Annotated in this window: 24 protein-coding genes; 5 read left to right on the top strand and 19 right to left on the bottom strand. The window is 64.1% G+C overall.

Annotation, left to right across the window (positions count from 1 at the left end):
• Positions 1 to 7 precede the first annotated feature (7 nt).
• The gene (gene lysS, locus CQ050_RS15380; RefSeq protein ID WP_105557695.1) at positions 8 to 1,531 is read left to right on the top strand and encodes a lysine--tRNA ligase; all 1,524 of its coding nucleotides are present in this window, start codon (positions 8 to 10) and stop codon (positions 1,529 to 1,531) included.
• Positions 1,532 to 1,546: 15 nt separating this feature from the next.
• Positions 1,547 to 1,867 (top strand): preprotein translocase subunit TatB, encoded by a 321-nt coding sequence (locus tag CQ050_RS15375; protein WP_105557694.1) that lies wholly within the window; start codon positions 1,547 to 1,549, stop codon positions 1,865 to 1,867.
• On the opposite strand, the gene CQ050_RS15370 is transcribed toward CQ050_RS15375, so the two are convergent.
• From CQ050_RS15370 to CQ050_RS15335, 8 genes are read right to left on the bottom strand one after another with little or no spacing between them, the layout of a single operon-like run.
• The gene (locus CQ050_RS15370) at positions 1,851 to 2,498 is read right to left on the bottom strand and encodes a TetR/AcrR family transcriptional regulator (protein ID WP_105557693.1); all 648 of its coding nucleotides are present in this window, start codon (positions 2,496 to 2,498) and stop codon (positions 1,851 to 1,853) included. The two genes, CQ050_RS15375 and CQ050_RS15370, sit on opposite strands and share 17 nt — an antisense overlap.
• A gap of 6 nt (positions 2,499 to 2,504) precedes the next feature.
• Positions 2,505 to 3,659, bottom strand: a complete 1,155-nt coding sequence (locus tag CQ050_RS15365; protein WP_105557692.1) for a thiolase family protein — start codon at positions 3,657 to 3,659, stop codon at positions 2,505 to 2,507.
• Positions 3,656 to 5,512, bottom strand: coding sequence for a long-chain fatty acid--CoA ligase (locus CQ050_RS15360; RefSeq protein WP_105557691.1), 1,857 nt, complete (start codon positions 5,510 to 5,512; stop codon positions 3,656 to 3,658). The genes CQ050_RS15365 and CQ050_RS15360 overlap by 4 nt, the downstream gene beginning before the upstream one ends.
• Entirely contained in the window at positions 5,509 to 6,303 is a 795-nt protein-coding gene (locus CQ050_RS15355; RefSeq protein ID WP_105557792.1) for an ABC transporter ATP-binding protein, read from the bottom strand. Before CQ050_RS15355 ends, CQ050_RS15360 begins: the two co-directional genes overlap by 4 nt.
• Before the next feature lie 58 nt (positions 6,304 to 6,361).
• Positions 6,362 to 7,540 carry an ABC transporter substrate-binding protein gene (locus CQ050_RS15350; protein ID WP_105557690.1) on the bottom strand — a complete coding sequence of 393 codons (1,179 nt, stop codon included), beginning with the start codon at positions 7,538 to 7,540 and terminating at the stop codon, positions 6,362 to 6,364.
• Between the two features lie 48 nt (positions 7,541 to 7,588).
• Positions 7,589 to 8,626, bottom strand: a complete 1,038-nt coding sequence (locus tag CQ050_RS15345) for a branched-chain amino acid ABC transporter permease (protein WP_105557689.1) — start codon at positions 8,624 to 8,626, stop codon at positions 7,589 to 7,591.
• A 3-nt stretch (positions 8,627 to 8,629) separates the two neighbouring features.
• Positions 8,630 to 9,508, bottom strand: a complete 879-nt coding sequence (locus tag CQ050_RS15340) for a branched-chain amino acid ABC transporter permease (protein WP_105557688.1) — start codon at positions 9,506 to 9,508, stop codon at positions 8,630 to 8,632.
• On the bottom strand, positions 9,508 to 10,332 hold the full coding sequence (locus CQ050_RS15335) for an ABC transporter ATP-binding protein (protein ID WP_199196824.1): 825 nt from the start codon (positions 10,330 to 10,332) through the stop codon (positions 9,508 to 9,510). Before CQ050_RS15335 ends, CQ050_RS15340 begins: the two co-directional genes overlap by 1 nt.
• A gap of 281 nt (positions 10,333 to 10,613) precedes the next feature.
• On the opposite strand from CQ050_RS15335, the gene CQ050_RS15330 reads away from it, so the two are divergent.
• On the top strand, positions 10,614 to 11,417 hold the full coding sequence (locus tag CQ050_RS15330; protein ID WP_105557687.1) for an enoyl-CoA hydratase/isomerase family protein: 804 nt from the start codon (positions 10,614 to 10,616) through the stop codon (positions 11,415 to 11,417).
• A 77-nt stretch (positions 11,418 to 11,494) separates the two neighbouring features.
• Here the strand turns inward: CQ050_RS15330 and CQ050_RS15325 are convergent, their stop codons facing one another.
• The 11 genes from CQ050_RS15325 to uvrB all read right to left on the bottom strand — a co-directional run bounded on the left by CQ050_RS15325 (position 11,495) and on the right by uvrB (position 21,106).
• Complete coding sequence (locus CQ050_RS15325; RefSeq protein ID WP_105557686.1) at positions 11,495 to 12,379, bottom strand: methylglyoxal synthase; 885 nt, start codon at positions 12,377 to 12,379, stop codon at positions 11,495 to 11,497.
• Positions 12,380 to 12,503: 124 nt separating this feature from the next.
• Entirely contained in the window at positions 12,504 to 12,698 is a 195-nt protein-coding gene (iscX, locus tag CQ050_RS15320) for a Fe-S cluster assembly protein IscX (protein ID WP_105557685.1), read from the bottom strand.
• Positions 12,698 to 13,039: an ISC system 2Fe-2S type ferredoxin gene (fdx, locus tag CQ050_RS15315; protein WP_006225293.1), complete on the bottom strand. Its 342-nt coding sequence runs from the start codon at positions 13,037 to 13,039 to the stop codon at positions 12,698 to 12,700. The genes iscX and fdx overlap by 1 nt, the downstream gene beginning before the upstream one ends.
• Before the next feature lie 10 nt (positions 13,040 to 13,049).
• A complete protein-coding gene (gene hscA / locus CQ050_RS15310; protein WP_105557684.1) occupies positions 13,050 to 14,912 on the bottom strand; it encodes a Fe-S protein assembly chaperone HscA in 1,863 nt (620 codons plus the stop codon).
• Between the two features lie 72 nt (positions 14,913 to 14,984).
• The gene (gene hscB / locus CQ050_RS15305; RefSeq protein WP_105557683.1) at positions 14,985 to 15,497 is read right to left on the bottom strand and encodes a Fe-S protein assembly co-chaperone HscB; all 513 of its coding nucleotides are present in this window, start codon (positions 15,495 to 15,497) and stop codon (positions 14,985 to 14,987) included.
• Positions 15,498 to 15,500: 3 nt separating this feature from the next.
• Complete coding sequence (iscA, locus tag CQ050_RS15300; protein WP_006225296.1) at positions 15,501 to 15,824, bottom strand: iron-sulfur cluster assembly protein IscA; 324 nt, start codon at positions 15,822 to 15,824, stop codon at positions 15,501 to 15,503.
• Between the two features lie 2 nt (positions 15,825 to 15,826).
• Positions 15,827 to 16,231: a Fe-S cluster assembly scaffold IscU gene (gene iscU / locus CQ050_RS15295; RefSeq protein WP_006225297.1), complete on the bottom strand. Its 405-nt coding sequence runs from the start codon at positions 16,229 to 16,231 to the stop codon at positions 15,827 to 15,829.
• Positions 16,232 to 16,264: 33 nt separating this feature from the next.
• A complete protein-coding gene (locus CQ050_RS15290; RefSeq protein WP_105557682.1) occupies positions 16,265 to 17,476 on the bottom strand; it encodes an IscS subfamily cysteine desulfurase in 1,212 nt (403 codons plus the stop codon).
• Positions 17,477 to 17,497: 21 nt separating this feature from the next.
• Positions 17,498 to 18,040 carry a Fe-S cluster assembly transcriptional regulator IscR gene (gene iscR, locus CQ050_RS15285; protein WP_035213312.1) on the bottom strand — a complete coding sequence of 181 codons (543 nt, stop codon included), beginning with the start codon at positions 18,038 to 18,040 and terminating at the stop codon, positions 17,498 to 17,500.
• Positions 18,041 to 18,234: 194 nt separating this feature from the next.
• Positions 18,235 to 18,726: a low molecular weight protein-tyrosine-phosphatase gene (locus CQ050_RS15280; protein WP_006225301.1), complete on the bottom strand. Its 492-nt coding sequence runs from the start codon at positions 18,724 to 18,726 to the stop codon at positions 18,235 to 18,237.
• A gap of 247 nt (positions 18,727 to 18,973) precedes the next feature.
• A complete protein-coding gene (gene uvrB, locus CQ050_RS15275; RefSeq protein WP_233214077.1) occupies positions 18,974 to 21,106 on the bottom strand; it encodes an excinuclease ABC subunit UvrB in 2,133 nt (710 codons plus the stop codon).
• A 76-nt stretch (positions 21,107 to 21,182) separates the two neighbouring features.
• Between uvrB and CQ050_RS15270 the strand changes: the two genes are divergently transcribed.
• Both CQ050_RS15270 and lexA read left to right on the top strand, forming a co-directional pair.
• Complete coding sequence (locus CQ050_RS15270; protein ID WP_105557681.1) at positions 21,183 to 22,382, top strand: amino acid aminotransferase; 1,200 nt, start codon at positions 21,183 to 21,185, stop codon at positions 22,380 to 22,382.
• A 158-nt stretch (positions 22,383 to 22,540) separates the two neighbouring features.
• Positions 22,541 to 23,191 (top strand): transcriptional repressor LexA, encoded by a 651-nt coding sequence (gene lexA / locus CQ050_RS15265; RefSeq protein ID WP_105557680.1) that lies wholly within the window; start codon positions 22,541 to 22,543, stop codon positions 23,189 to 23,191.
• Positions 23,192 to 23,199: the final 8 nt, after the last annotated feature.

Below are 23,199 nucleotides of genomic sequence, written 5' to 3'. Positions count from 1 at the left end.
CCCGACCATGACCGACCACTCGACCACTCCGGCCCCCGCCCAGGATGAAAACCGCTTGATCGCCGAACGGCGCGCCAAGCTGGCCAAACTGCGCGAAACCGGGGTCGCGTATCCCAACGATTTCGTTCCGGACGCCCGCGCCGCCGCCCTGCATGACAAGTACGACGGCCAAGAGCAGGAAGCGCTGGCCGCCGCCGCCGTCACCGTCAAGGTCGCCGGCCGCATGATGCTCAAGCGCGTCATGGGCAAGGCCAGCTTCGCCACGCTGCAAGACAGCACCGGCCGCATCCAGATCTACCTGGACCGTGGCACGCTGGGCGAAGACAACTACGCCGCGTTCAAGCAATGGGACATCGGCGACATCATCGCCATCGAAGGGTCGGTCTTCAAGACCAACAAGGGCGAACTGTCGGTCCACGCCGCCACCGCCCGCCTGCTGTCGAAGTCGCTGCGCCCGCTGCCGGACAAGTTCCACGGCGTGGCCGACCAGGAACTGCGTTACCGCCAGCGCTACGTCGACCTCATCATGACGGACGCCACGCGCCGCACGTTCGAAGCGCGCAGCAAGGCCGTGGGCAGCATCCGCCAGTTCATGCTGAACGCCGGTTTCCTTGAAGTGGAAACGCCCATGCTGCACCCGATCCCGGGCGGCGCGGCGGCCAAGCCCTTCGTGACGCACCACAATGCGCTGGACATGGAAATGTACCTGCGCATCGCGCCCGAGCTCTACCTGAAGCGCCTGATTGTCGGCGGCTTCGAACGCGTGTTCGAAGTCAACCGCAACTTCCGCAACGAAGGCGTCAGCCCGCGTCACAATCCTGAATTCACGATGATGGAGTTCTATGCAGCCTTCGCGGAATACCGCTGGCTCATGGACTTCACGGAAGAACTGATCCGCCAGGCCGCCATCTCGGCTACCGGCAGCGCCGTCCTGACCTATGGCGAACGCGAACTGGACTTGTCCAAGCCGTTCGACCGCCTGACGATCTGCGAAGCCATCCTGAAGTACGCGCCGGGCTACACCCAGGCGCAACTGGACGACGCCGCTTTCGTGCGCGCCGAACTGAAGAAGCTGGGCGCGGACGCCGACGGCCCCGTGCTGTCGCGCGCCGGCCTGGGCGCGCTGCAACTGGCGCTGTTCGAAGAAACCGCCGAAGCCAAGCTCTGGAACCCGACGTACATCATCGACTACCCGGTCGAAGTGTCGCCGCTGGCCCGCGCCTCCGACACGCGCGAAGGCATCACCGAACGCTTCGAGCTCTTCATGACGGGCCGCGAAATCGCCAACGGCTTCTCGGAATTGAACGACCCCGAAGACCAGGCCGAACGCTTCCGCTCGCAAGTCGAAGCCAAGGACGCCGGCGACGAAGAAGCCATGTTCTACGATGCGGACTACATCCGCGCCCTGGAATACGGCATGCCTCCGACGGGCGGCTGCGGCATCGGCATCGACCGCCTGGTCATGCTGCTGACTGACAGTCCCAGCATCCGCGACGTCATCCTCTTCCCGCACCTGCGCCGTGAAGACTAAGGCATCGGCCGCGTCATGATCTTCAAGATCCTGATGCTGCTGCTGGTGGTGGCGGGGCTGGTCTACTGGATCAAACAACCCCGCCGGATCCAGCCGGGCGCCCCCTACGCGCCCGTCCGGCCACGCCGGCCGATATTCATCGCCCTATGCATCGCTGCGGCGATCTCGGTCGTGGCATCGCTGCTGACCGCCCTGTTCTGGATGGGTGGCGTGGCGGGCGGCGTCACCGGCGGCGGCTACCACGGCGAAGCGGACTTCCTGCTTCCCGTATCCGGTTCGCTGCTGGCGCTGGGCACGGCCTGCGCCGTCGGCGCGTTCCTCAAGCGCCGGGGCTGACCTCAACCGGCCACGTCCCGGCCCCTGCGGGCAAGCCGGGCAAGGCGGCCAGCAGCATCGCGTCGATGAACTCGGCGGGCGCCAGCCGCCCGCCCGGCTTGTACCACTGCACGGTCAGGTTCATCGCCCCCAGCACGCAGCGTTTGATGACGCGCGCGTCGCCCTTGATCAACCCGGCCGCCACGGCCTCCGCCACCACCGATTGCCACATGGCCTCGTAACGGTCGCTTAACGCTTTCACGGCCGACTGGCTGGGCGCCGACAGGCTGCGCCACTCGTACACCAGCGCATTCATCGCATCGCCCCCGGCGCCATGCAGCATGCTCCACATATGGACGCGGAACAGGGCCCCCAGGCGGTCCGCCGGCGCGTCGTAATGCGCCAGCGCCCGTTCGCCGTCGTCGATCACCTCCTGGATACCGTTGTTCATCACCGCCACCAGGATCGCCTCCTTGCTGCGAAAGTGATGGAACAGGCTGCCTGATTGCAGGCCGACGGCCCGAGCCAGCTCACGCACCGTCGTGCGTTCGTATCCGTGCTTGCAGAACAAACGGGCCGCCGTCAGCACCAGTTCGCGGCGGCGTTCGGACTCCCCGCTTTCCTCGCGCGGCGCGGCTGCTGTCTTTTCCATGTGCGATCACAGCCTCTGGATGATGGTCGCCGTCGCCATGCCGTGGCCGATGCACATCAGCTGCATCCCGAATTCGCCTTCCGTCGCTTCCAGGCCGGCCAGCATCTTCGCCATCAGCCCCGCGCCCGTCGCCCCCAGCGGATGCCCATGCGCGATTGCGCCGCCCCACGGGTTGATCCGCGCCGGCTTGGCGCCCAGTTCGCGCTGCCAGGCCAGCACCACGCTGGCGAAGGCTTCATTGATCTCGACCCAGTCTATGTCGGCCAGCGTCAGGCCGGCCCGCTCAAGCGCCAGCCGCGTGGCCGGGATCACGCCCGTCAACTGCATCACGGGATCCGACCCCACCACCACCCGCGCCAGGAAGCGCGCACGCGGCCGCAGCCCGTCGGACAGCGCGATGTCGCGGTCGGCCAGCAAGACCGCCGCCGCGCCGTCAGCCAGCTGGCTGGCATTGGCGGCCGTCACGCCGCCTTGTCCGGCCGGACGCATCGCGGGCGCCATCGCCGCCATCCGCGCCGGGTCGGTCGCCTCGCGTATGCCTTCGTCCCGATGCGCGGCCTCTTGCGGGCCCGGCAGCAGTTCCGCATGCAGACCCGCGCGGGCGGCGGCCCAGGCACGCGCATGGCTTTCGCGCGCCCACTCGTCCATCGCGGCCTGCGATAGTTGCCAATGGTCGGCGATGCGTTCCGCGCTTTCAATCTGGTGGATCAACGGATAGCGCTCAAGCAGCGCCGGGTTCAGGGATTCGAAGCCGCGAAATTCGCTCTGCCCCAACGTCACGTCCAGGAACATCGGCACGCGGCTCATGCTTTCGACGCCGCCCGCCACCACATACCGCATGTCGCCCGCGGCAATGGCCTGCGCGCCAAAATGCACCGCCTGCTGGCTGGAGCCGCACATGCGGTTCAAGGCCACGCCCGGCACGCTTTCCGGCAGGCCCGAGAGCATCGCGGCCAGGCGTCCGATGTTGGCGCCCTGCTCGCCCGCCTGGCTCACGCAGCCGGCGATCAGGTCTTCGACCTTGCCGCCCGGCAGTCCGGCGCGCGCAAGCAGTCCCTGCACCGTCTGGGCCAGCAGCGTATCGGGCCGAGTGTCCGCCCACCATCCGCCGCGGCGGCCGAACGGCGTGCGCACCGCTTCCACGATCACGGCTTCGTTCATGCCAGCGTCTCCTCAACGTACAGCGTTTCGATTTCGTTTGCGTAGGTGCGATAGATGCTGGCGCGCCTGACTTTCATCGTCGCCGTCACCTCGCCATCGTCGTGGTCCAATTCCTTGGTCAGCAGATGGAAGCGCTTGATCTGCGCCACCGGAGCCAGGCCCCCGTTGGCACGCGACACTTCCTGCTGGACCAGCTCGCGCACTTGCGCGCACTCGGCCAACGACCGGAAGTGCGTAAACGCGATGCGGCGCGACTCCGCCCACTTGGCCACCGTCTCGAACTCCAGCTGGATCAGCGCCGACACGTACTTGCGCCCGTCGGCGATGACGATGCACTCCTTCACGTAAGGGCTGCCCTTAACGGCGTTTTCGATCTCTGACGGGGTCAGGTTCTTGCCGCCAGCCGTAATCATGATGTCTTTCAAGCGGTCAACGATCCGGACGCGGCCATCCTGTTCCGCCACCACGTCGCCCGTATGCAGCCAGCCGTCGCGCACCGTGTCGGCCGTCGCCTCGGCGTGCTTGTAGTAGCCCTGGAACACCATGTCGCCGCGAACCAGCAATTCGCCGGCCTCGCCCATCTTCCATTCCACGCCCAGGATGGGCTCGCCCACCGTGCCAACCTTCACGCGGTCGGGATGCTGCCCGAAAATCATGCCCGCCGATTCCGTCAGCCCATAGACCTCCAGCAGCGGCACGCCCAAATTGCGAAAGTAGCGCACCACGTCCGGCGGGATCGGCGCCGCCCCGGTCATCGCCACGCGCGCCCGGCGCAAGCCGACGAAGTTCTGCAAGGCCCGCAGCACCAGCCAGTACCACAGCGCATGCGTCAAGCGCTCGGCCGTGGTGTATTGCGCCGGAGACTTCTCCAGGAACGGCGCGCACGCCGCCAGCGCGCGCTGGTAGAGCCAGCGCTGCAAGCGGCCGGTTTCCTGCATTTTGATGGATATCGACGCGTGGAGTTTTTCCCAGATGCGCGGGACCCCCAGGAAGATGGTCGGGGCCACTTCGCGCAGGTCTTCCTGCACCGTGCGAATGGATTCGCCGAAATTCACTTGCGAGCCCACATACAGCGGCACGAACGTCGACAGCATCTGCTCGGCCACGTGGCACAGCGGCAAGTACGACAGATGCACGCTATCCGCATCCATCGACAGCCGGTCCGCGATGCCCGGCGCCACGCCACGCATGTTGCGGTAGCTCAGCATCGCCCCTTTGGGTTTGCCCGTGGAACCCGACGTGTAGATCATCAGGCCGGTGTCGTCCAGCCCCTGCGCGTCCAGCGCCGCGTTCAGGGCGGGCAGCTCCGCCGCTTCCCGGCCGGCACCGTCGGCCTCGGTCTCGGCGAAGGTCGCAATACGCTGACGGTCCGCCGGCGCATACGAGCGCAGACCCTTGGTTTCCACGATCACGATACGCCGCAGCAACGGCAAGCGGCTGGCCACCTGCAACACCTTGTCGGTCTGCTCCTGGTCCTCGCATACCACCAGTTCCACGTCCGCATGTTCCAGCACGTAGCCCATTTCTTCGGCCGGGCTGGTGGGATAGACTCCCACCGCCACGCCGCCGACGGTGCCCGCGCCCAACTGCGTCAGCAGCCATTCCACGCGGTTCTCGGACACGATAGCCACGCGCCCGCCCCGGCTCAAACCCAGGGCTCGCAGGCCCAGCCCCACCCGGCAGGCGCGTTGCCAGTAGTCCGCCCACGTCAGCGGCTTCCAGATGCCGAAGTCCTTTTGCCGGATGGCGATCGCCGACGGCTGCCGCCGCGCCTGCTCGCGCAGCATCTGGGGCAATGTCAGTTCGGGCCAGGCGGGCATACCGGTAGAGGCGATCACGGTCTTGTCCTTCATGACAGCCAGCGCTTGCGGCGCTTGTAATGCTTGATATCGCGAAACCCGCGGGCCTCGCCCGTGCCGCCAACGCCCAGGTAGAACTCGCGCACATCCGGATCCGACGCCAGCTTGTCGGCGGTGCCGTCGATCACCACCTTGCCCGTCTCCATGATGTAGCCGTAATGCGCCACGGCCAGCGCCACGGACGCGTTCTGTTCCACCAGCAGCATGGACACCCCTTGCTCGGCGTTGATACGGGCGATGATGGAAAAGATGCTCTCCACCAGCATCGGCGACAAGCCCAGCGACGGTTCGTCCAGCAGCATCAGCCGGGGCTGGGCGATCAATGCCCGGCCAATGGCCAGCATCTGCTGCTCACCGCCCGAGAGGTAACCCGCCAGGCCCCGACGGCGTTCGAACAGGCGCGGAAAGTACCCGTAGACCAGGTCAAAATCCACTTTCGCGCCAGGCCGGCCGGTCAGCGCATAGGTTGCGGCCACCAGGTTTTCTTCCACGGTCAGGTCTTCGAACACCCGTCGCCCTTCCATCACGTGGGCCAACCCCGAACGGACCAGATTCTGCGGTTTGGCGCCCGCGGTATCGTCGCCGTTGAAGACGATATGCCCGCGCACCAACGCGCCATCTTCCAGATCCAGCAGCCCGGATACCGCCTTCAACGTGGTGGACTTGCCTGCGCCGTTGCTGCCCAGCAGAGCCACGATGCTGCCCGCAGGCACGGACAGGGACAGGCCGCGCAACACCTGCACCGCCTTGTTGTAGACGACTTCGATATTGTTGATGTCCAGCACCGCTGCGGGCGGCGCCGTCGTCACGGTGTGCGCGTCAAGTCCCTGGCTCACAGTCGCCTCACTTCAGCACGATCCAATCGGACGCGGGCACCATCTGCTTCTGCTTCACATCGGCGCGATAGATCCGGCCCACCGGGATGGAATTGCCCTTGATCGAAATCGGCACGCCGATCAGGCCGCCCGTATCGAAGTCCTTGATGCCGTCCAGCGCCGCTTTCATGTTCGCGCTGGTCAGCTCCTTGCCAGCGTCCAACGTGCGTTTGGCTACCTCGGTGAACAGCATGGCGGCCAGAAAGCCCTGCATGTAGCCCGTGCTCTGGTACTGCGGACGCATTTCGCGAATCTTCTTCAGCATCGGCGCGTCGCCCTCGGTATCGTAGTAATACCGGTACGGCATCACACCCATGAAGCCGTCGGCATCCTCGCCCATCTGCATCACGGTGGAGTTGTCCATGGTCCAGAACGTGCCCATGTAGCGCGTCTTGAGCCCCATGCGCTTTCCCTGCCCCACGAATTCCGGAATCGGCGCCAGCACGTAACCATGGAAAATCGTAAAGTCCGGGTCCGCGCGGCGCAGCTTGATCACCTCGGTTGACACGTCCACGCTGCCCGGCGGCGTCATGATCTCGGTTGCCACCTTCAGGCCCAGCTTTTCGGCCACGGCGCGCGAACCGGCAATCGGGTCACGGCCGAATTCGGTATCGGAATATACGAACGCCACTTTCGCGCCGGGCTGCTCCTTGGCGATATAGCGCAGCAGAATGCCGAACATCTCGGTGTAGTCGGGCCCCAGCATGAACTGCGCCGGATACTTGGCGGGATCGTTCAGCTCGGTCGCAAACGACGCTCCCGTCATCAGGATGTCGCCGGTACGGTTCAACTCGGCATTGATGGTCTTGGAAAAGCCCGTCGAATCACCGTAGTAGAAGTTCACCTTGTTCTGGCTGGTGATCTTCTTGAACGCCGCGACCGACGCATCCACCTTATACGCCGTATCTTCGGGCACGTAGCGCAACTTGCGCCCCTTCACGCCGCCCTGCTCGTTGACGATCTTCACGTAATCGGTGATGCCCGCATGGATGCCCTGCCCGGCAAAGGCGAACACGCCGCTCAGCGGGATGGATCCGCCCAGCACCAGATCGTCCGCCGCCTGCGCCATCGGCGCCGCCAATGCCGCCGCCAGGCCCAACGGGGCCAACAACCTCGATAAACCGCTGCCTATCCGGATGCGCTTCATGGTGTGTCTCCTTGGGTCTTATGGGTCTTGCGAACAGCCAAACCGCGCTCAGGTCCGGAATGGCCACAGGTGGAAGAAGCGGCGGACGCGCCGCCAGATTTCCGCGAGCCCGTGAGGCTCGAAGATCAGGAAGCCCACGATCAGCAGGCCGAAAACGATCGTTCGCACGGGCGACACCAGCCGCAACGCGTCGCCGCCCACCGGCAGCCAGCCCACGATCAGCTTGAGCAACTCAGGCACCATCGTCATGAAAATGGCGCCCAGAATGGAACCCAGGATCGACCCCATGCCGCCTACGATGATCGCGGCCAGGAAGAATATCGACATGATCAGCGGGAAGCTCTCGGGCGTCACCACCCGAAAGAAGTACGCCCATAACCCGCCCGCCACGCCCGCATAGAAGGACGACAGGCCGAACGACAGGAGCTTGTAGCGAAGCAGCCGGATGCCCAGGACTTCCGCCGAGATATCGCGGTCGCGAATGGCGATGAAGGCCCGGCCAATGCGCGTGCGAAACAGGTTGGCCGCGCCCAGCACCATCAGCACGGTCACCGGCACGATCAGCCAATAGATCTTGAACGACGTATCCAGATCCACGCCAAGCAATCGCGCGGGCGGCACCTGCAGCCCGCTGGTCCCGCCCGTGAACTGCCAGTTCGCGAAAATGAAATGCGCGATGAACGACGCCGCGATCGTGGCGATGGCCAGGTACAACCCCTTCACCCGCAACGACGGGATGCCCACCAGCAGGCCGCCCAGCATCGCCACCACGCCGCCCCCCAGCAGATTGACCAACACCGGCGTGCCCAGTCTCAGTTCCATGACGGCCACCGTGTAGGCGCCCAACCCCATGAAGGCCGCCTGCCCCAGGCTGACCAACCCGGTATAGCCCGTCAAGATGTTCAGCCCCGTCGCGCTGGCGATATTGATGGCGACCAGGCACGCCAGGTACAGCCAATACGCGTCGGCCACGAACGGAAACAGCGCGAGCGACGCCGCCAGCAACGCCAGCCATACATGCTGGGTGCGCGTGTCGAATAGCGCTTCGTCCGCCAGGTAGGTCTGCTTCGCAGTCGCGATGCGCATGAGTCAGAGCCTCTCGATTTCACGGGTGCCGAACAGGCCGTAGGGCCTGACCATCAACACCACGACCAGCACGATGAAAGTGGCCAGCAACTTGTACTCGCCCCCCAGGTAGGCGCCCGCCCAGGCCTCCAGCAAACCGATGAACACCCCGCCCACCAGGGCGCCCGCCACGCTGTCCAGTCCGCCCACGATCACCACTACGAGCACCGACAGGCCGAAAACGCCCATCGACGATGAAATGCCGCCGATGGCGCCCACGATCACGCCCGACACCGCCGCCAACGCCCCTGCCGCCACCCAGGCCAGCGAAAAAACGCGGGGCACGTTGATGCCCATCGCATAGGCGGCGCCCTGATCCGACGCGGTCGCGCGCAACGCGACACCGCCACGCCAATAGCGGAACACCACCAGCACCAACAGGGCCAACACCACGGCCACCCAGAATCCGTAGAACACCTTGGGCGCCACGAACGCCTCGCCCACCATCACCGGCGCGCGCGGCATGAACTCCGGCAACCGCCGCTGGTCCGCGGTCCAGATCAATTCCACCGCGCCCACCAATATCGACGCCAGCCCTACCGTCACCATGAACACCGAGATCGGCGCTTCGCCCAGCATGGGCCGTATCGTCAGCCGTTCCACCAGCGCGCCCAAGGCCCCCGACACCACCACCGCGCCGACGATCGCCAGCCATATCGGCCATTCCATGCCGGTTGCAAATGCGTAGAACACATAGGCGCCCAGCATCAGAAATTCGCCGATGGCGATGTTCACGACGCGCGTCGCCTTGTAGACGATCACAAAGGCCAGCGCCGCCAGCGCATATAGCCCGCCACTGCCCAGCCCGGCCAGCGTCACCTCCAGGAAGAACAGTAGGTCCATCAGGCTGCCTCCCTCAGGCGGCGACGCAGGTCGCCCACATCGCCCGCCCCCAGATAGGCCTTGATGACGTCGGGATTCGCCTGCACCTCGCCCGGTGTGCCGTCGGCAATCACCTGCCCGAAGTTCAGCACCACCACATGGTCCGACAAATCCATCACCATGCCCATGTCGTGCTCGACCATCAGCACCGTCACGCCCCACTCGGACCGGGCATCCAGGATGAAACGCGCCATGTCGTCCGTCTCTTCGCGGTTCATGCCCGCCACGGGTTCGTCCAGCATCAGCACCTTGGGATTCATGGCCAGCGCGCGTGCCAGCTCCACACGTTTTTGCAGGCCATAGGACAAGGCCGACACCGGCGCATGGCGAATGTGATCGATCTCCAGGAAGTCGATGATGCGTTCTTCAATGTCAGCACGTAGCGCCATCTCTTCGCGCCGTGCCCGGCCCAGATAGAACAAGGCGTCCAGCACGTTGGTGCGCAAGTGCGCATGACGGCCCAGCTTGATATTGTCCAGCACCGTCATGCCGCGGAACAGCGCGATGTTCTGGAAACTGCGCGCCAGCCCCAGCTTGGCGCGCTCGGGCGCGGCCACGCGCGTGATGTCGCGGCCTTCGAACCGGATCTGTCCGGCGGCCGGCTTGTAGAACCCGGAAATGGTATTGAACAGCGAGGTCTTGCCGGCGCCGTTCGGGCCGATGACCGTCGTGATGGAACCCGGCGCCACGCGAAAACCTACGCCAGTCAATGCCTTGACCCCGCCGAAAGCCAAGGTCACCCCATCCACCTCCAGCAAGGGAGGCTGCTCGGACTGATCCACCATTTGTCTCCTCGCTTTTTTGATCGCGAAGTTCTAGCCGCCTTCGGGCGGACATTTTTTAAGGCGATGAATCAGGCGACCCGCGAGGCAGGAGATGCAACGAACCTGTCTTTACCTACGCCAGACCAGCGCCGGAAAATCGTTCAATGCGGCAGTTCCATGCAGTGCTTTCATGCAGTACGCTAAGCGTGCTTAAAACAAAACCAAGCAAGCGCTCGGTTCAGACCATAGCATCGCGGTTTTTGGATCGACAGCTGGTATTTACCCGATATCGGAGACACGACATGACCGCAGGATTTTCCACCTTCGCCACCGTCCAGCTCGAGGCCCAAGGCGCCATCGCCACCCTTACGCTGAACCGCCCCGACGCGCTCAACGCCATCGATGTCGCCATGGCCCGCGACCTCCAGCAAGCGGCCCAGTGGCTGGAAACGCGCAAGGAAATCCGAGTGGTGCGCCTGCGCGCCGCAGGCAAGGCTTTTTGCGCCGGCGGCGACATCAGCATGTTCACGGGCGAACCCGACCAAGTGCGCCACACGCTCCTCGATCTCTTCACCCCGCTCAACGATTTCATCGCGCGCATCGCCCGCATGGACAAGATCTGGCTGGCGGAAGTCCACGGCGTGGCGGCGGGCGCCGGCTTGTCGCTGGTGCTGGCCTGCGACCTGGCGATTGCCGACGCGGGCACGCGATTCATGACGGCCTATCTCAAACTCGGCGCCACGCCCGATGCAGGCATGACGCACGGGCTGACGCGCGTGCTGGGTGTCAGGCGTGCCCTTGATCTGCTGCTGCGCCACGATGCATTCACTGCCAGCGATGCGTTGACTTGGGGAATCCTCAACCGCATCGCGCCACCCGGCGAACTCGCCGGCGCCGCGCATGCCTATGCTGAAGCGCTCGCTTGCCATGCCCCCCACGGCATCGCGGGCGCAAAGGACTTACTGCGCTCCGCCACGCACGCCTCGCTGGAGACGCAGCTGGCGGAAGAAACGGCGCGGTTCCTCGATTCGGCAACCCGCGCTGATTTCACGGAAGGCGTGCAGGCGTTCCGCGAAAAACGGGTGCCCCAATTCAAAGGCCACTAAGGAAGCAACAAGAGGCCAGCGCCAGGCAAGGCTGGCAACGCGCCAACCAAACGCGGCAGCCCCATCGCGCCTTCACATCAGATCACGCGCTTTTCCACCGCCTGCGCCCAGCGCCGCGCCACCGTGGGCGACGTCGCGCAAGTGGCGGATTCGGTCACCACGCGCACAGCGCGCTCAAGCAACTGGATATCGGCCTCGTGCTGGCGCGCGACATGCGGGTCTTCAAAGAAGATCACGCGTTGGCACTGATGTTCAAGCACCAGTTCGGCAATCTGCGCATCGCCGCCCAGCGGCCCACTCAGGTAGCGATGCACCCACGGCGTATCCTTGGGCCACCCGCGCGACCACGCCAATTCGTTCAGCCGGCCGCCCGTGGTGCCCGTCGCGACGCGGCGGGCAAACCGCGACAACAGGTCGAAGTGTTCGCTGGCAAACGCGACCATCTCGTCCTTGAGCGCATCGTGCGCGATCATAGCCAGCGTCTGCCCGGTAAAGTTGAACAGACGCGACACCGACGCGTCGGGCGCCAAACCGGCATGCACGCGTTCCACTTCCATCCATTCGATGGCGCCGGCCACCGTGGAAATGAACGGTCGGCCATGCGTGATGCATTGCCGCTTCAACGCCAACGCTTCCGGGAAAATCGACGACGGATCCACCGGATCAATCAAATAGATGGCGCCGTCAAACGGCGCCTGCCCGTCGCGCCCTTCGGTGACGCGGGCCACCAGTTTCATGAGGCCGCCTTCGCGCCCGTAGGGATACCGGATCAGGCCGCTGTACCCCTGCAACATCCCCTCGCGCACGATGGCGTCATGCGTGCGGCCGACGGTGTGCAGTTGGACACCCAGCTCGCGTATCGTGGACGAGCACGCGCGCAACCAGGTGAACAAGGCGGCATCGGGGGTTTCGTGGTGCAGCCGGTTGGCGGCCAGGCCAAAGCGCAAGGGAGCAGCGGGCATCAGTAGACTCGGGCAAGGTGGATCACAACGTACGGATCCCTGATGATAACGTGGCCGCTTGACGGCGGCACGACGGCCGCGCAAACAAAAACGCCCCCATCCGGGAGCGTCTTCATGGCGGTGGTCAGTCCGCTTCGTCTATCCAGGCCATCTGGATGGCCTCCAGGATCTTCTCGCCACAGTGGGCGGGGTCGTCGTTGAATCCAGGCAAAGCCATGACCCATTCACGTAGCTGCGTGAAGCGCAGCGTCTTGGGGTCCACATCAGGATGCGCGTCGACCAGGGCCGCGGCAACCTCGTAGGTATCGGTCCACTTCATCAATGGCCCTCTTTCGCATGGTTGATGGTGTACTTCGGGATCTCGACCGTCAGGTCGGTATCCGTCACCAGCGCCTGGCATGACAGGCGCGACGTCGGGGTCAGGCCCCAGGCCTTGTCCAGCAGGTCTTCTTCGTCATCCGTCGCGTCTTCCAGCGCGGAATAGCCCTGCTTGATCACCACGTGACAGGTCGTGCAGGCGCACGACAGCTCGCACGCGTGTTCGATGTCGATATGGTTGTCCAGCAGCACACGACAGATCGACACGCCCTTCGGCGCGTCTTCGATCACGGCGCCTTCGGGGCAGTAATCGGGATGAGGCAATACAGTCAGTTTCGGCATAACGTCTTAATCAGGCGATCTCATCAAGTTTGCGGCCCGCCAGCGCGGCACGAATGCTGCGGTCCATTCGACGCGCGGCAAAGTCGTCCGTCGCGGCCGACAGCGCTTGCACCGCGTCTTTCACGGTATCCGTGTCTTGCGCCGATTGCGCGGCGATGGCGGCTTGCAGGCATTCGTCGACGTGCTTGCGTTCTTCCGCGTCCAGCAGGTCGCCGTCGGCGGCCAGGGCCGCTTGCACGGACTCCACCAACTGGCGCGCGTCCACTTGCTGCTCACGCAGCATGCGGGCGCGTGCGTCCGTGTCGGCCTGCGCCACGCTGTCTGCCAGCATCTGCGCGATTTCATCGTCGGTCAGCCCGTACGACGGCTTGACCGATACGGCGGCCTCGATGCCCGTGCTCTGTTCACGCGCCGTGACGCTCAGCAGGCCGTCCGCATCCACCTGGAAAGTCACGCGGATGCGCGCTGCGCCCGCCACCATCGGGGGAATGCCACGCAGCTCGAACCGGGCCAACGAACGTGAATCCGCCACCAGGTCGCGCTCGCCCTGCACCACATGGATGCTCATGGCGGTCTGGCCATCCTTGAATGTCGTGAATTCCTGGGCGCGGGCCACGGGAATGGTGCTGTTGCGCGGAATCACGCGCTCGACCAGCCCGCCCATCGTTTCCAGCCCCAGCGACAAGGGGATCACGTCCAGCAGCAGCCAGTCTTCGCCCGGGGCGCGGTTGCCCGCCAGCAAATTGGCTTGCAGCGCGGCGCCCAGCGCCACGACCTGATCCGGGTCCAGGTCAATCAACGGCTCCGTGCCGAACACGCGACCGACGGCGGCGCGCACGACGGGCATGCGCGTCGCGCCGCCCACCATCACCACGCCACGCACATCGGCGGGCTTCAGCGACGCATCGCGCAGCGCGCGGCGCGCGCAATCCAGCGTGCGTTCCACCAGCGGCTGCGCCAGCGTTTCAAATTCAGTGCGCGTCAGGACCAGGTCCACGTCGCGCCCATCCGACAGCGCCAGCTTCAGGTGGGCGGATTCGGTATCCGACAGCGCTTCACGCGCCGCGCGCGCCGCCATCAACAGCCCGCGGCGGTCGGCCGGCGAGAACTCGCCGGCGGCCAGCTTGGCCACGGCATGGTCCGCGATCAGCGCGTCGAAGTCGTCCCCACCCAGCGCGGTGTCGCCGCCGGTGGAAATCACTTCGAACACGCCTTGGGTCAGTCGCAGAATGGAAATATCGAACGTGCCGCCGCCCAGGTCATACACGGCATACACGCCTTCCGATGCGTGATCCAGGCCATAGGCAATCGCCGCGGCCGTGGGCTCGTTCAGCAAGCGCAACACGTTCAGGCCGGCCAGGCGAGCGGCGTCTCGCGTCGCCTGGCGTTGCGCGTCGTCGAAGTACGCCGGTACGGTGATGACCGCGCCTACCAGGTCGTCGCCCAGGACGTCTTCGGCGCGCTGGCGCAGCACAGCCAGGATCTGCGCCGACACTTCAACCGGGCTCAGATCGCCTTGCACCGTGCGAATGCGCACCATGCCGGGCGCATCCACGAATTCATAGGGCGCGCGCGTGGCGCGGGCCTCGTCCAGCGAACGGCCCATGAAACGCTTCACGGACACGACGGTATTCAGCGGATCTTCGGCCTGCTGGGCCAGGGGCTCGCGGCCCGTCGTGACTTTACCGCCGGGAAAATAGCGCACCGCCGACGGCAGCAAGGCAAGGCCTTCTGCATCAGGCAGCACTTCCGCGACGCTGCTGCGCACCGCCGCAACCAGGGAATTGGTAGTGCCCAGATCAATCCCGACCGCCAGCTTGCGCTGGTGCGGCGCGGGCGACTCGCCGGGCTCGGATATCTGCAATAAGGCCATGATTGTATTTTTCTGCTCAGTAGGCGGCGAAATCCGGGGCCCCGCCTCACGGGCGCCCCAACGCGGCCGGGGCTATCCGGCGGGTTGCGCGTGCGCCAGCTCTTCTGCCAGCTTTTCCACGAACATCCATTCCCGGACCTTCAACCCGGCAGTCGCGTAGTCGCGCTCGTTATCCAGCAGACGCGTCAGCGTGGCACGCATGTCTACGCGCGCCGCTTCCAACTCCGTCTGCAAGGCGGTCAGGGCATCGGCGTCGTCGCGCGCATCGTCCAGCATCTCGCGCCAGGTCATCTGCTGCATCAGGAAAGCCGTGTCCATGGACGTGTTGCTCTCGGTCTGCAAGTCGATGCCCGCCTGTTCGCACAGATAGCGCGCGCGAAGCAAGGGATCCCGCAACACGCGGTATGCCTCGTTGGCGCGCGCGGCCCACTGCATGGCCACACGGCGCTCCGCGGGGCTAGCCGTGGCGTAACGATCGGGATGCACTTGCGCGGCGACTGCGCGCCACGCGCTTTCCAACGCTTGCGCGTCCAGGTCGAAGCATGCGGGCAAGCCGAACAGGCTGAAGTGGTCGTCTCCGGCCAAGACTTACACCGTGAACGACTCGCCGCAGCCGCAGGTCGCCTTTTCGTTGGGGTTGCGGAACTTGAAACCTTCGTTCAGGCCTTCGCGGGCGTAATCCAGCTCGGTGCCGTCCAGGTAAGCCAGGCTCTTCGGGTCGATGAAGACCTTGACGCCAAAGCTCTCGAACACGGCGTCTTCCGGCGCCGAGTCGTCCACGTATTCCAACTTGTAGGCCATGCCGGAACAGCCCGTCGTCCTAACGCCGAGCCGCAAGCCAATACCCTTTCCGCGCTTCTGCAAGTAGCGCCCGATATGGGTGGCAGCCTGTTGGGTCAGGGTAACGGACATGATCAGCCTGCCACCGCTTCGGCCGGAACCGAATGCTTTTCTTTGTAGTTCTGCACCGCGGCCTTGATCGCGTCTTCGGCCAGGATGGAACAATGGACCTTCACGGGCGGCAACGCCAGTTCTTCGGCGATCTGCGTGTTGCGGATGTTCATCGCCTGATCCAGCGTCTTGCCCTTGACCCATTCGGTCACGAGCGAGCTGGAAGCGATGGCCGAACCGCAGCCGTAGGTCTTGAAGCGCGCATCTTCGATCACGCCAGCTTCATTCACCTTGATCTGCAGCTTCATGACGTCGCCACAGGCCGGTGCGCCGACCATGCCGGTACCCACCGACTCGTCCGACTTGTCGAACGAACCGACGTTACGCGGGTTTTCGTAGTGATCCAGGACTTTAGTGCTGTAAGACATGTTATTTCTCCACGTATTTCTTGGTGCAGGCGCTTAGTGCGCGGCCCACTGCACGGTGTTCAAGTCAATGCCTTCCTTGGCCATTTCCCAAAGCGGCGACATATCGCGCAGCTTGCCGACTCGGCTCTTGAGCAATTCAATGGCGAAGTCCACTTCCTTTTCGGTCGTGAAGCGGCCCAGGGTGAAACGGATGGAACTGTGCGCCAACTCGTCGTTGCGGCCCAGCGCGCGCAGCACGTAGGACGGCTCCAGGCTGGCCGAGGTGCAGGCCGAACCGCTGGATACGGCCAGTTCCTTGATCGCCATGATCAGGGACTCGCCTTCGACATAGTTGAAGCTGACATTCAGGTTGTGCGGAACGCGCTGGTCCATGTCGCCGTTGAGGTAGACCTCTTCGATCTGCGACAGGCCATTCCACAGGCGGTCGCGCAGCATGCGGATGCGTTCGTTCTCGGTGCCCATTTCTTCGCGGGCCAGACGGAACGCTTCACCCATGCCGACGATTTGATGCGTGGCCAGCGTGCCCGAGCGGAAACCGCGTTCGTGGCCACCGCCGTGCATTTGCGCTTCGATGCGGATGCGCGGCTTGCGGCGCACATACAAGGCGCCAATGCCCTTCGGGCCGTACGTCTTGTGCGCCGAGAACGACATCAGGTCGACTTTCAGCTTTTGCAGATCGATTTGCACCTTGCCGGTCGCCTGAGCAGCGTCCACGTGGAAGATGATGCCCTTTTCACGGCAGATCTCGCCCAGCGTTTCAATGTCCTGGACCACGCCGATTTCGTTGTTCACCATCATCACGGACACCAGCACGGTATCCGGGCGCAGCGCAGCCTTGAAGGTGTCCAGATCAATCAGGCCATCATCTTTCACATTCAGATACGTGACATCGAAGCCTTGGCGCTCAAGCTCGCGACAGGTATCCAGCACTGCCTTGTGCTCGGTCTTGACGGTGATGATGTGCTTGCCGCGTTCCGCGTAGAAGTTCGCGGCGCCCTTGATGGCTAGGTTGTCGGATTCGGTCGCGCCGGACGTCCAGACGATCTCGCGCGGGTCGGCGTTGACCAACTTGGCGACTTCCTCGCGAGCGCGTTCGACGGCTTCTTCCGAATCCCAGCCGAACGAGTGGCTGCGCGATGCCGGGTTGCCGAAGTTCTCGTACAACCAGGGCACCATCTTGTCCACGACACGGGGATCGACGGGCGTCGTGGCCGAATAGTCAAAATAAATCGGGCGGGTGGTCATTTCTACAGCTCCTGATACTGCTTATACGGTGGCATTGGCGGCGACAGTGGTGGTCGGGGCATTGGCGGCGGCATTGGTGCCCCCTACCCGATTCACACGCACCGCGCAGGCCTGCGCTTGATTGTTGGCTTCCTGCAATTGGCGCACGCGCTGCTGATCAACCAGATCTTGCAGGGACACCGAATCCAGGTAATCGACCATCTTGCGATTCAACGTGGCCCAGAGCTCGTGCGTCATGCACTTGCCCGGCTTGCCGTCGTTGCCGCTCGTACAGTCCCGTTTGCCGCCACAACTGGTGGCGTCCAGCGGTTCATCGACCGCGAAGATGATGTCGGCAACGGTCACATTGCGCGCAAGGCGCGCAAGCGAATAACCGCCACCCGGGCCCCGCACGCTGTCCACGAGTTCGTGGCGGCGCAGTTTCCCGAAGAGCTGTTCCAGATAGGAAAGCGAAATATTCTGACGCTGGCTGATGGCCGCAAGAGTGACCGGGCCGCTATGCTGCCGCATAGCCAGATCGATCATGGCAGTCACGGCGAAACGCCCTTTGGTAGTTAGCCGCATGGTGGGTTCCCTGTGATTCGGCAATGGCCGCCAGCGAATCCAGCGGTCAATACCCGAGTAATTGGCTCAAGTATAGCCTATTCCCGACTAATTTGGTATGGCTCCCGGCTAGAAAAAACCGCGCATTTGCGCGGTTTTTTTCACTGCCAAACACCCCGAGAGCCGCACAGTGGGCGGCTCTACGAAAAAGGTGATCAAGCCGCCTGGTACTGGGTAGCGCGCTTGCGGACCAGCTCCAGGACACCCTGACAGGCGTCCTCCAGGTAATCAAGCACCTTGCCGAAACCGTCGGCGCCGCCATAGTACGGATCGGGCACGGTGGCCTCCTCGAACTCATTGGCAAAGCGCATCAACAGCATCAACTTGTGCTGATAAGTTTTGGGGCACTGCTGCTGCATGGCGGACAGATTGTCCCAGTCCATGGCGAGGATAAGATCGAAATCGCGGAAATCCTCCGCGGTGACCTGACGCGCCTCACAGTGCGTGATCTCGTAGCCGCGCTTACGCGCCGCAGCCTGCGCCCGGGCATCAGGCGCCTCGCCGATATGAAACGCGTGCGTGCCCGCGGAGTCGATGCGAACAACGTCGCCCAAACCCGCGTCGTTCACCAAATGGCGAAACACGCCCTCTGCGCTCGGCGAGCGACAGATATTGCCCATGCAAACGAAAAGTACCTTGGTCATCATGGAAGTAAGTGTGCGGGAAAACCCGAGATAAGGCAAGCTTTTTTTGCAGTTGCACGAATGGACCAAGGCGCTGCAAAGCGCATATTTTTCCCAACGTATTCAATGGCTTACGGAAATATCCGAACGCAAGAATTGAGCTTGGTTTCGCAAGTTTCGAGAAGATTGTTAAGCGGCAATTGCAACAGCGCGGGTTTTACACATTTTCAGCATACTGTCAGGATAATGAAACGTTTAGATACTTTCGCACCTACACCGCCCCATCCAGAAGCACCCGCTGCTTCAATGCCGTCAGGGCATCCCGGGCAGCGGCGGCCTGCTCGAATTCCAGATTTCGCGCATGGTCCATCATCAGCTTTTCCAGGCGCTTCAACTCGCGCGCCAAGGCCTTTTCGTCCTTCAGGAATTCCGCCGGAACCGCGGCTTCAAGCGCATCGTGCTGGACGGGCGCCACAATGCCGTCGATCAGTTCGCGCACCGCCTTCTGGACCCCTCGGGCCGTGATGCCGTTGTCGATGTTGAATTGCAACTGCTTGGCGCGGCGGCGGCTGGTTTCCTCCATGGCGCGCTGCATCGAATCCGTAATGCGGTCCGCGTACAGGATCGCGTGCCCATTCAGGTTGCGCGCCGCGCGGCCGATCGTCTGAATCAGACTGCGCTCAGACCGCAGGAAGCCCTCTTTATCGGCATCCAGGATGGCCACCAGCGACACCTCGGGGATGTCCAGCCCTTCGCGCAGCAGGTTGATCCCCACCAGCACGTCGAACGTGCCCAGGCGCAGGTCGCGCAGGATTTCCACGCGTTCCACGGTGTCGATGTCGGAGTGCAGGTAGCGCACCTTGACCCCGTGTTCGCTCAGGAAGTCGGTCAGGTCTTCCGCCATGCGCTTGGTCAGCGTCGTGACCAGCACGCGCTCGCCCACCGACACGCGCGTCTTGATCTGGCCAAGCAGGTCGTCCACCTGCGTACGGGCCGGCAACACCTCGACCAGCGGGTCGACCAGGCCGGTTGGCCGCACCACCTGTTCCACGACGTTATCGGCGTGCTCTTTCTCATAAGCGGCCGGCGTGGCCGACACGAACACGCATTGACGCATCCGCGTCTCGAATTCCTCGAGCTTGAGCGGCCGGTTGTCCAGCGCCGACGGCAAGCGAAAGCCGTACTGCACCAGGGTTTCCTTGCGCGAACGGTCACCCCGGTACATGCCGCTCAGTTGCCCGATGGTGACGTGGCTTTCGTCGATGAACATCAGCGCATCGGACGGCAGGTAGTCGATCAGCGTGGGCGGAGGATCCCCCGGCGCCGCGCCGGACAGGTGCCGGGAGTAGTTCTCGATGCCCTTGCAGAAACCCAGTTCCTGCAGCATTTCCAGGTCGAACCGGGTGCGCTGCTCAAGCCGTTGCGCCTCGACAAGGTGGCCGTCGTCGACGAAACGCTTGACGCGCTCGCGCAGCTCTTCCTTGATGGTCTCGATGGCGCGCAATACCGTGTCGCGCGGGGTCACGTAGTGCGATCCGGGATAGACGGTGAACCGCGGCAGCTTCTGGCGGATGCGGCCCGTCAGCGGGTCGAATAGCTCCAGGCTTTCGATCTCGTCGTCGAACAGCGTCAGGCGCAACGCCAATTCGGCGCTTTCCGCCGGGAAGATGTCGATGCTCTCGCCGCGCACCCGGAATACCCCCCGGGTGAACTCGGCGTCGTTACGCGTGTACTGCATGGCCACCAGGCGCGCCAGGATCTCGCGCCGGGAGATCTGGTCGCCGGTGCGCAGGATGAGCACCATCGCGTGGTAGTCGCCCGGATTACCGATACCGTAGATGCACGAGACCGTGCCCACGATGATCGTGTCGCGCCGTTCGAGCAAGCTCTTGGTGGCCGACAGGCGCATCTGCTCGATGTGCTCATTGATGGACGAGTCCTTTTCAATGAACAGGTCGCGCGTCGGCACGTAGGCCTCGGGCTGGTAGTAATCGTAGTACGAGACGAAGTACTCGACCGCGTTCTTCGGAAAAAACTCCCGCATTTCGGCATAGAGCTGCGCGGCCAGCGTCTTGTTGGGAGCCAACACCAGCGCGGGGCGCCCCATCCGGGCGATCACGTTGGCCATGGTGAAGGTCTTGCCCGACCCCGTCACGCCCAGCAGCGTCTGGAACATGAGGCCATCTTCGACCCCCTGCGTCAGGCCATCGATGGCGGCGGGCTGGTCGCCCGCTGGCGGATAAGGCTGATAAAGCTGAAACGGGCTGTCCGGATACTCGACGAATCTGGGCTTGGCTTCCAGCCCCACCACGGAGGCAGCCGATGCCGGCGCCGCCGTCAGATCCGCAGCGAGATCATCATTCAGATCTCCCGCGCTGCTCGGGTCTATTGGGCTCTTGGGCATGCTAGACTGTTCCAGGGTAAACCCCCCATTATCCACAGCACACCGTACTGCGTCCACCCATCCTCATCAGAGTCCCATGAGCAACCTTTTCGATTCCGTCGAACTCGCGCCGCGCGACCCCATTCTTGGTCTGAACGAACAATTCAACGCGGATACGCGTCCCGGTAAAGTCAACCTGGGCGTGGGCGTGTACTACGACGATCAGGGACGGATCCCCCTGCTGGGCGCCGTACGCAAGGCCGAAACCGCCCGCATCGAGGCCGCCGCCGCACGCGGCTACCTGCCGATCGAAGGCATTGCCGGCTACAACCAGGGCGCCCAGGCGCTGCTGCTGGGCAAGGAATCCCCGTTGGCCGCCGCTGGCCGCGTTCTGACCACCCAGGCGCTGGGCGGCACGGGCGCGCTGAAGATCGGCGCCGACTTCCTGCGTCAATTGCTGCCGACCTCCAAGGTCCTGATCAGCAATCCCAGCTGGGAAAACCACCGCGCCCTGTTCGAGCGCGCCGGTTTCGAGGTCGGCACGTATTCGTACTACGACGCCGCCACTCGCGGCCTGAATTTCGACGCCATGCTGGCGGACCTGAAGGCCGCGCCGGCCAAGACGGTCGTCGTGCTGCACGCGTGCTGCCATAACCCCACCGGCGTGGACCCCACCGCCGACCAGTGGAAGCAGATCGCCGCCGTCGTGAAGGAAAACCAGCTGGTGCCGTTCCTCGACATCGCTTATCAAGGCTTTGGCGACGGCCTGACGGAAGACGCCTCGGTCGTGCGCATGTTCGCCGACCTGGACATGACCATGTTCATCAGCTCTTCTTTCTCGAAGTCGTTCTCGCTGTATGGCGAGCGCGTGGGCGCCCTGACGGTCGTGGCCGGCAGCAAGGAAGAAGCCACCCGCGTGCTGAGCCAGCTGAAGCGCGTGATCCGCACCAACTATTCCAACCCGCCCACCCATGGCGGCACGGTCGTCTCGACGGTACTGAACACGCCTGAACTCTTCGCCATGTGGGAAGAAGAGCTCGCCGGCATGCGCGATCGCATCCGCCTGATGCGCAAGCAGCTGGTCGAGAAAATCAAGGAACACGGCGGCAAGCAGGACTTCAGCTTCGTCCTGCAGCAACGCGGCATGTTCTCGTATTCGGGCCTGAACGCAGCGCAAGTGGATCGCCTGCGTGAAGAGCACGGCGTCTACGCCGTTTCCAGCGGCCGTATCTGCGTCGCTGCGCTGAACAGCGGCAACATCGACAAGGTCGCCGCCGGCATCGCCGCCGTGCTGTAACCTTACGCCAGACGCGGGCCCTCGGGCCCGGCTGCTGAAAGACGGAGCCTTCGGGCTCCGTTTTGCTTTTGCAGGTGGCGACTGGCTTGCTTTTTTGCGGTATGTCCCCCAGAATGGCGCTGTATATATGTACAGTCCGCTCGCACCGGATCATCGCCATGGCCAGCAAACTAACCGATCGCCAGCAACAAATCCTGGACCTCATCCGGCAAACCGTCATGCGCACCGGCTTCCCGCCGACGCGTGCCGAAATCGCCCAGGCCCTGGGTTTCCGCTCGCCCAACGCGGCGGAAGACCACCTCAAGGCATTGGCGCGCAAGGGCGCCATCGAGCTTACCGCCGGCGCCTCGCGGGGCATCCGCCTGAAAGACGGCGCCACTGCTTCCACGCCCACTTCCCTGACCCTGCCTTCGCTGACGCACCTGCTGCTGCCGCTGGTGGGGCGTGTCGCCGCCGGCAGCCCTATCCTGGCGGCGGAACACGTGGAACGCGAAGTCGGCGTCGACCCTCACCTGTTCGCACAAGCCCCCGACTACCTGCTGAAAGTTCGCGGCATGAGCATGCGCGACGCCGGCATCCTCGAAGGCGACCTGCTGGCCGTGAAGAAAGCCTCTGAAGCCCGCAACGGCCAGATCGTCGTGGCCCGCCTGGGCGACGACGTCACCGTGAAGCGCCTTCAGCGCACCAACGGGCATATCGAGCTTCTGCCCGAAAACCCGGACTTCCAGACCATCGTAGTTGAAGCAGACCAGGAATTCGCGCTGGAAGGCATCGCGGTCGGCCTGATTCGCCCGCACGCCTTGCACTGACCAAGCCG

The organism is Achromobacter sp. MYb9 (genome assembly GCF_002975275.1).
GTDB lineage: Bacteria > Pseudomonadota > Gammaproteobacteria > Burkholderiales > Burkholderiaceae_B > Achromobacter.
Note: the sequence above shows the minus strand (reverse complement) of the source record. Positions and strands in the feature narration are given on the sequence as shown.

Excerpts from the sequence above, each read along its gene's own strand:
- uvrB (WP_233214077.1), bottom strand. The coding sequence starts at position 21,106 with ATGCCCAAGAGCCCAATAGACCCGAGCAGCGCGGGAGATCTGAATGAT.
- CQ050_RS15375 (WP_105557694.1), top strand. The coding sequence starts at position 1,547 with ATGATCTTCAAGATCCTGATGCTGCTGCTGGTGGTGGCGGGGCTGGTC.
- fdx (WP_006225293.1), bottom strand. The coding sequence starts at position 13,039 with ATGCCGAAACTGACTGTATTGCCTCATCCCGATTACTGCCCCGAAGGC.
- hscA (WP_105557684.1), bottom strand. The coding sequence starts at position 14,912 with ATGGCCTTATTGCAGATATCCGAGCCCGGCGAGTCGCCCGCGCCGCAC.
- iscR (WP_035213312.1), bottom strand. The coding sequence starts at position 18,040 with ATGCGGCTAACTACCAAAGGGCGTTTCGCCGTGACTGCCATGATCGAT.
- iscX (WP_105557685.1), bottom strand. The coding sequence starts at position 12,698 with ATGAAGTGGACCGATACCTACGAGGTTGCCGCGGCCCTGGTCGACGCG.
- CQ050_RS15360 (WP_105557691.1), bottom strand. The coding sequence starts at position 5,512 with ATGAAGGACAAGACCGTGATCGCCTCTACCGGTATGCCCGCCTGGCCC.
- CQ050_RS15340 (WP_105557688.1), bottom strand. The coding sequence starts at position 9,508 with ATGGACCTACTGTTCTTCCTGGAGGTGACGCTGGCCGGGCTGGGCAGT.
- CQ050_RS15325 (WP_105557686.1), bottom strand. The coding sequence starts at position 12,379 with ATGCCCGCTGCTCCCTTGCGCTTTGGCCTGGCCGCCAACCGGCTGCAC.
- CQ050_RS15335 (WP_199196824.1), bottom strand. The coding sequence starts at position 10,332 with ATGGTGGATCAGTCCGAGCAGCCTCCCTTGCTGGAGGTGGATGGGGTG.
- CQ050_RS15330 (WP_105557687.1), top strand. The coding sequence starts at position 10,614 with ATGACCGCAGGATTTTCCACCTTCGCCACCGTCCAGCTCGAGGCCCAA.
- CQ050_RS15345 (WP_105557689.1), bottom strand. The coding sequence starts at position 8,626 with ATGCGCATCGCGACTGCGAAGCAGACCTACCTGGCGGACGAAGCGCTA.
- lexA (WP_105557680.1), top strand. The coding sequence starts at position 22,541 with ATGGCCAGCAAACTAACCGATCGCCAGCAACAAATCCTGGACCTCATC.
- iscU (WP_006225297.1), bottom strand. The coding sequence starts at position 16,231 with ATGTCTTACAGCACTAAAGTCCTGGATCACTACGAAAACCCGCGTAAC.
- CQ050_RS15350 (WP_105557690.1), bottom strand. The coding sequence starts at position 7,540 with ATGAAGCGCATCCGGATAGGCAGCGGTTTATCGAGGTTGTTGGCCCCG.
- iscA (WP_006225296.1), bottom strand. The coding sequence starts at position 15,824 with ATGTCCGTTACCCTGACCCAACAGGCTGCCACCCATATCGGGCGCTAC.
- CQ050_RS15290 (WP_105557682.1), bottom strand. The coding sequence starts at position 17,476 with ATGACCACCCGCCCGATTTATTTTGACTATTCGGCCACGACGCCCGTC.
- lysS (WP_105557695.1), top strand. The coding sequence starts at position 8 with ATGACCGACCACTCGACCACTCCGGCCCCCGCCCAGGATGAAAACCGC.
- CQ050_RS15270 (WP_105557681.1), top strand. The coding sequence starts at position 21,183 with ATGAGCAACCTTTTCGATTCCGTCGAACTCGCGCCGCGCGACCCCATT.
- CQ050_RS15365 (WP_105557692.1), bottom strand. The coding sequence starts at position 3,659 with ATGAACGAAGCCGTGATCGTGGAAGCGGTGCGCACGCCGTTCGGCCGC.
- CQ050_RS15280 (WP_006225301.1), bottom strand. The coding sequence starts at position 18,726 with ATGATGACCAAGGTACTTTTCGTTTGCATGGGCAATATCTGTCGCTCG.
- CQ050_RS15370 (WP_105557693.1), bottom strand. The coding sequence starts at position 2,498 with ATGGAAAAGACAGCAGCCGCGCCGCGCGAGGAAAGCGGGGAGTCCGAA.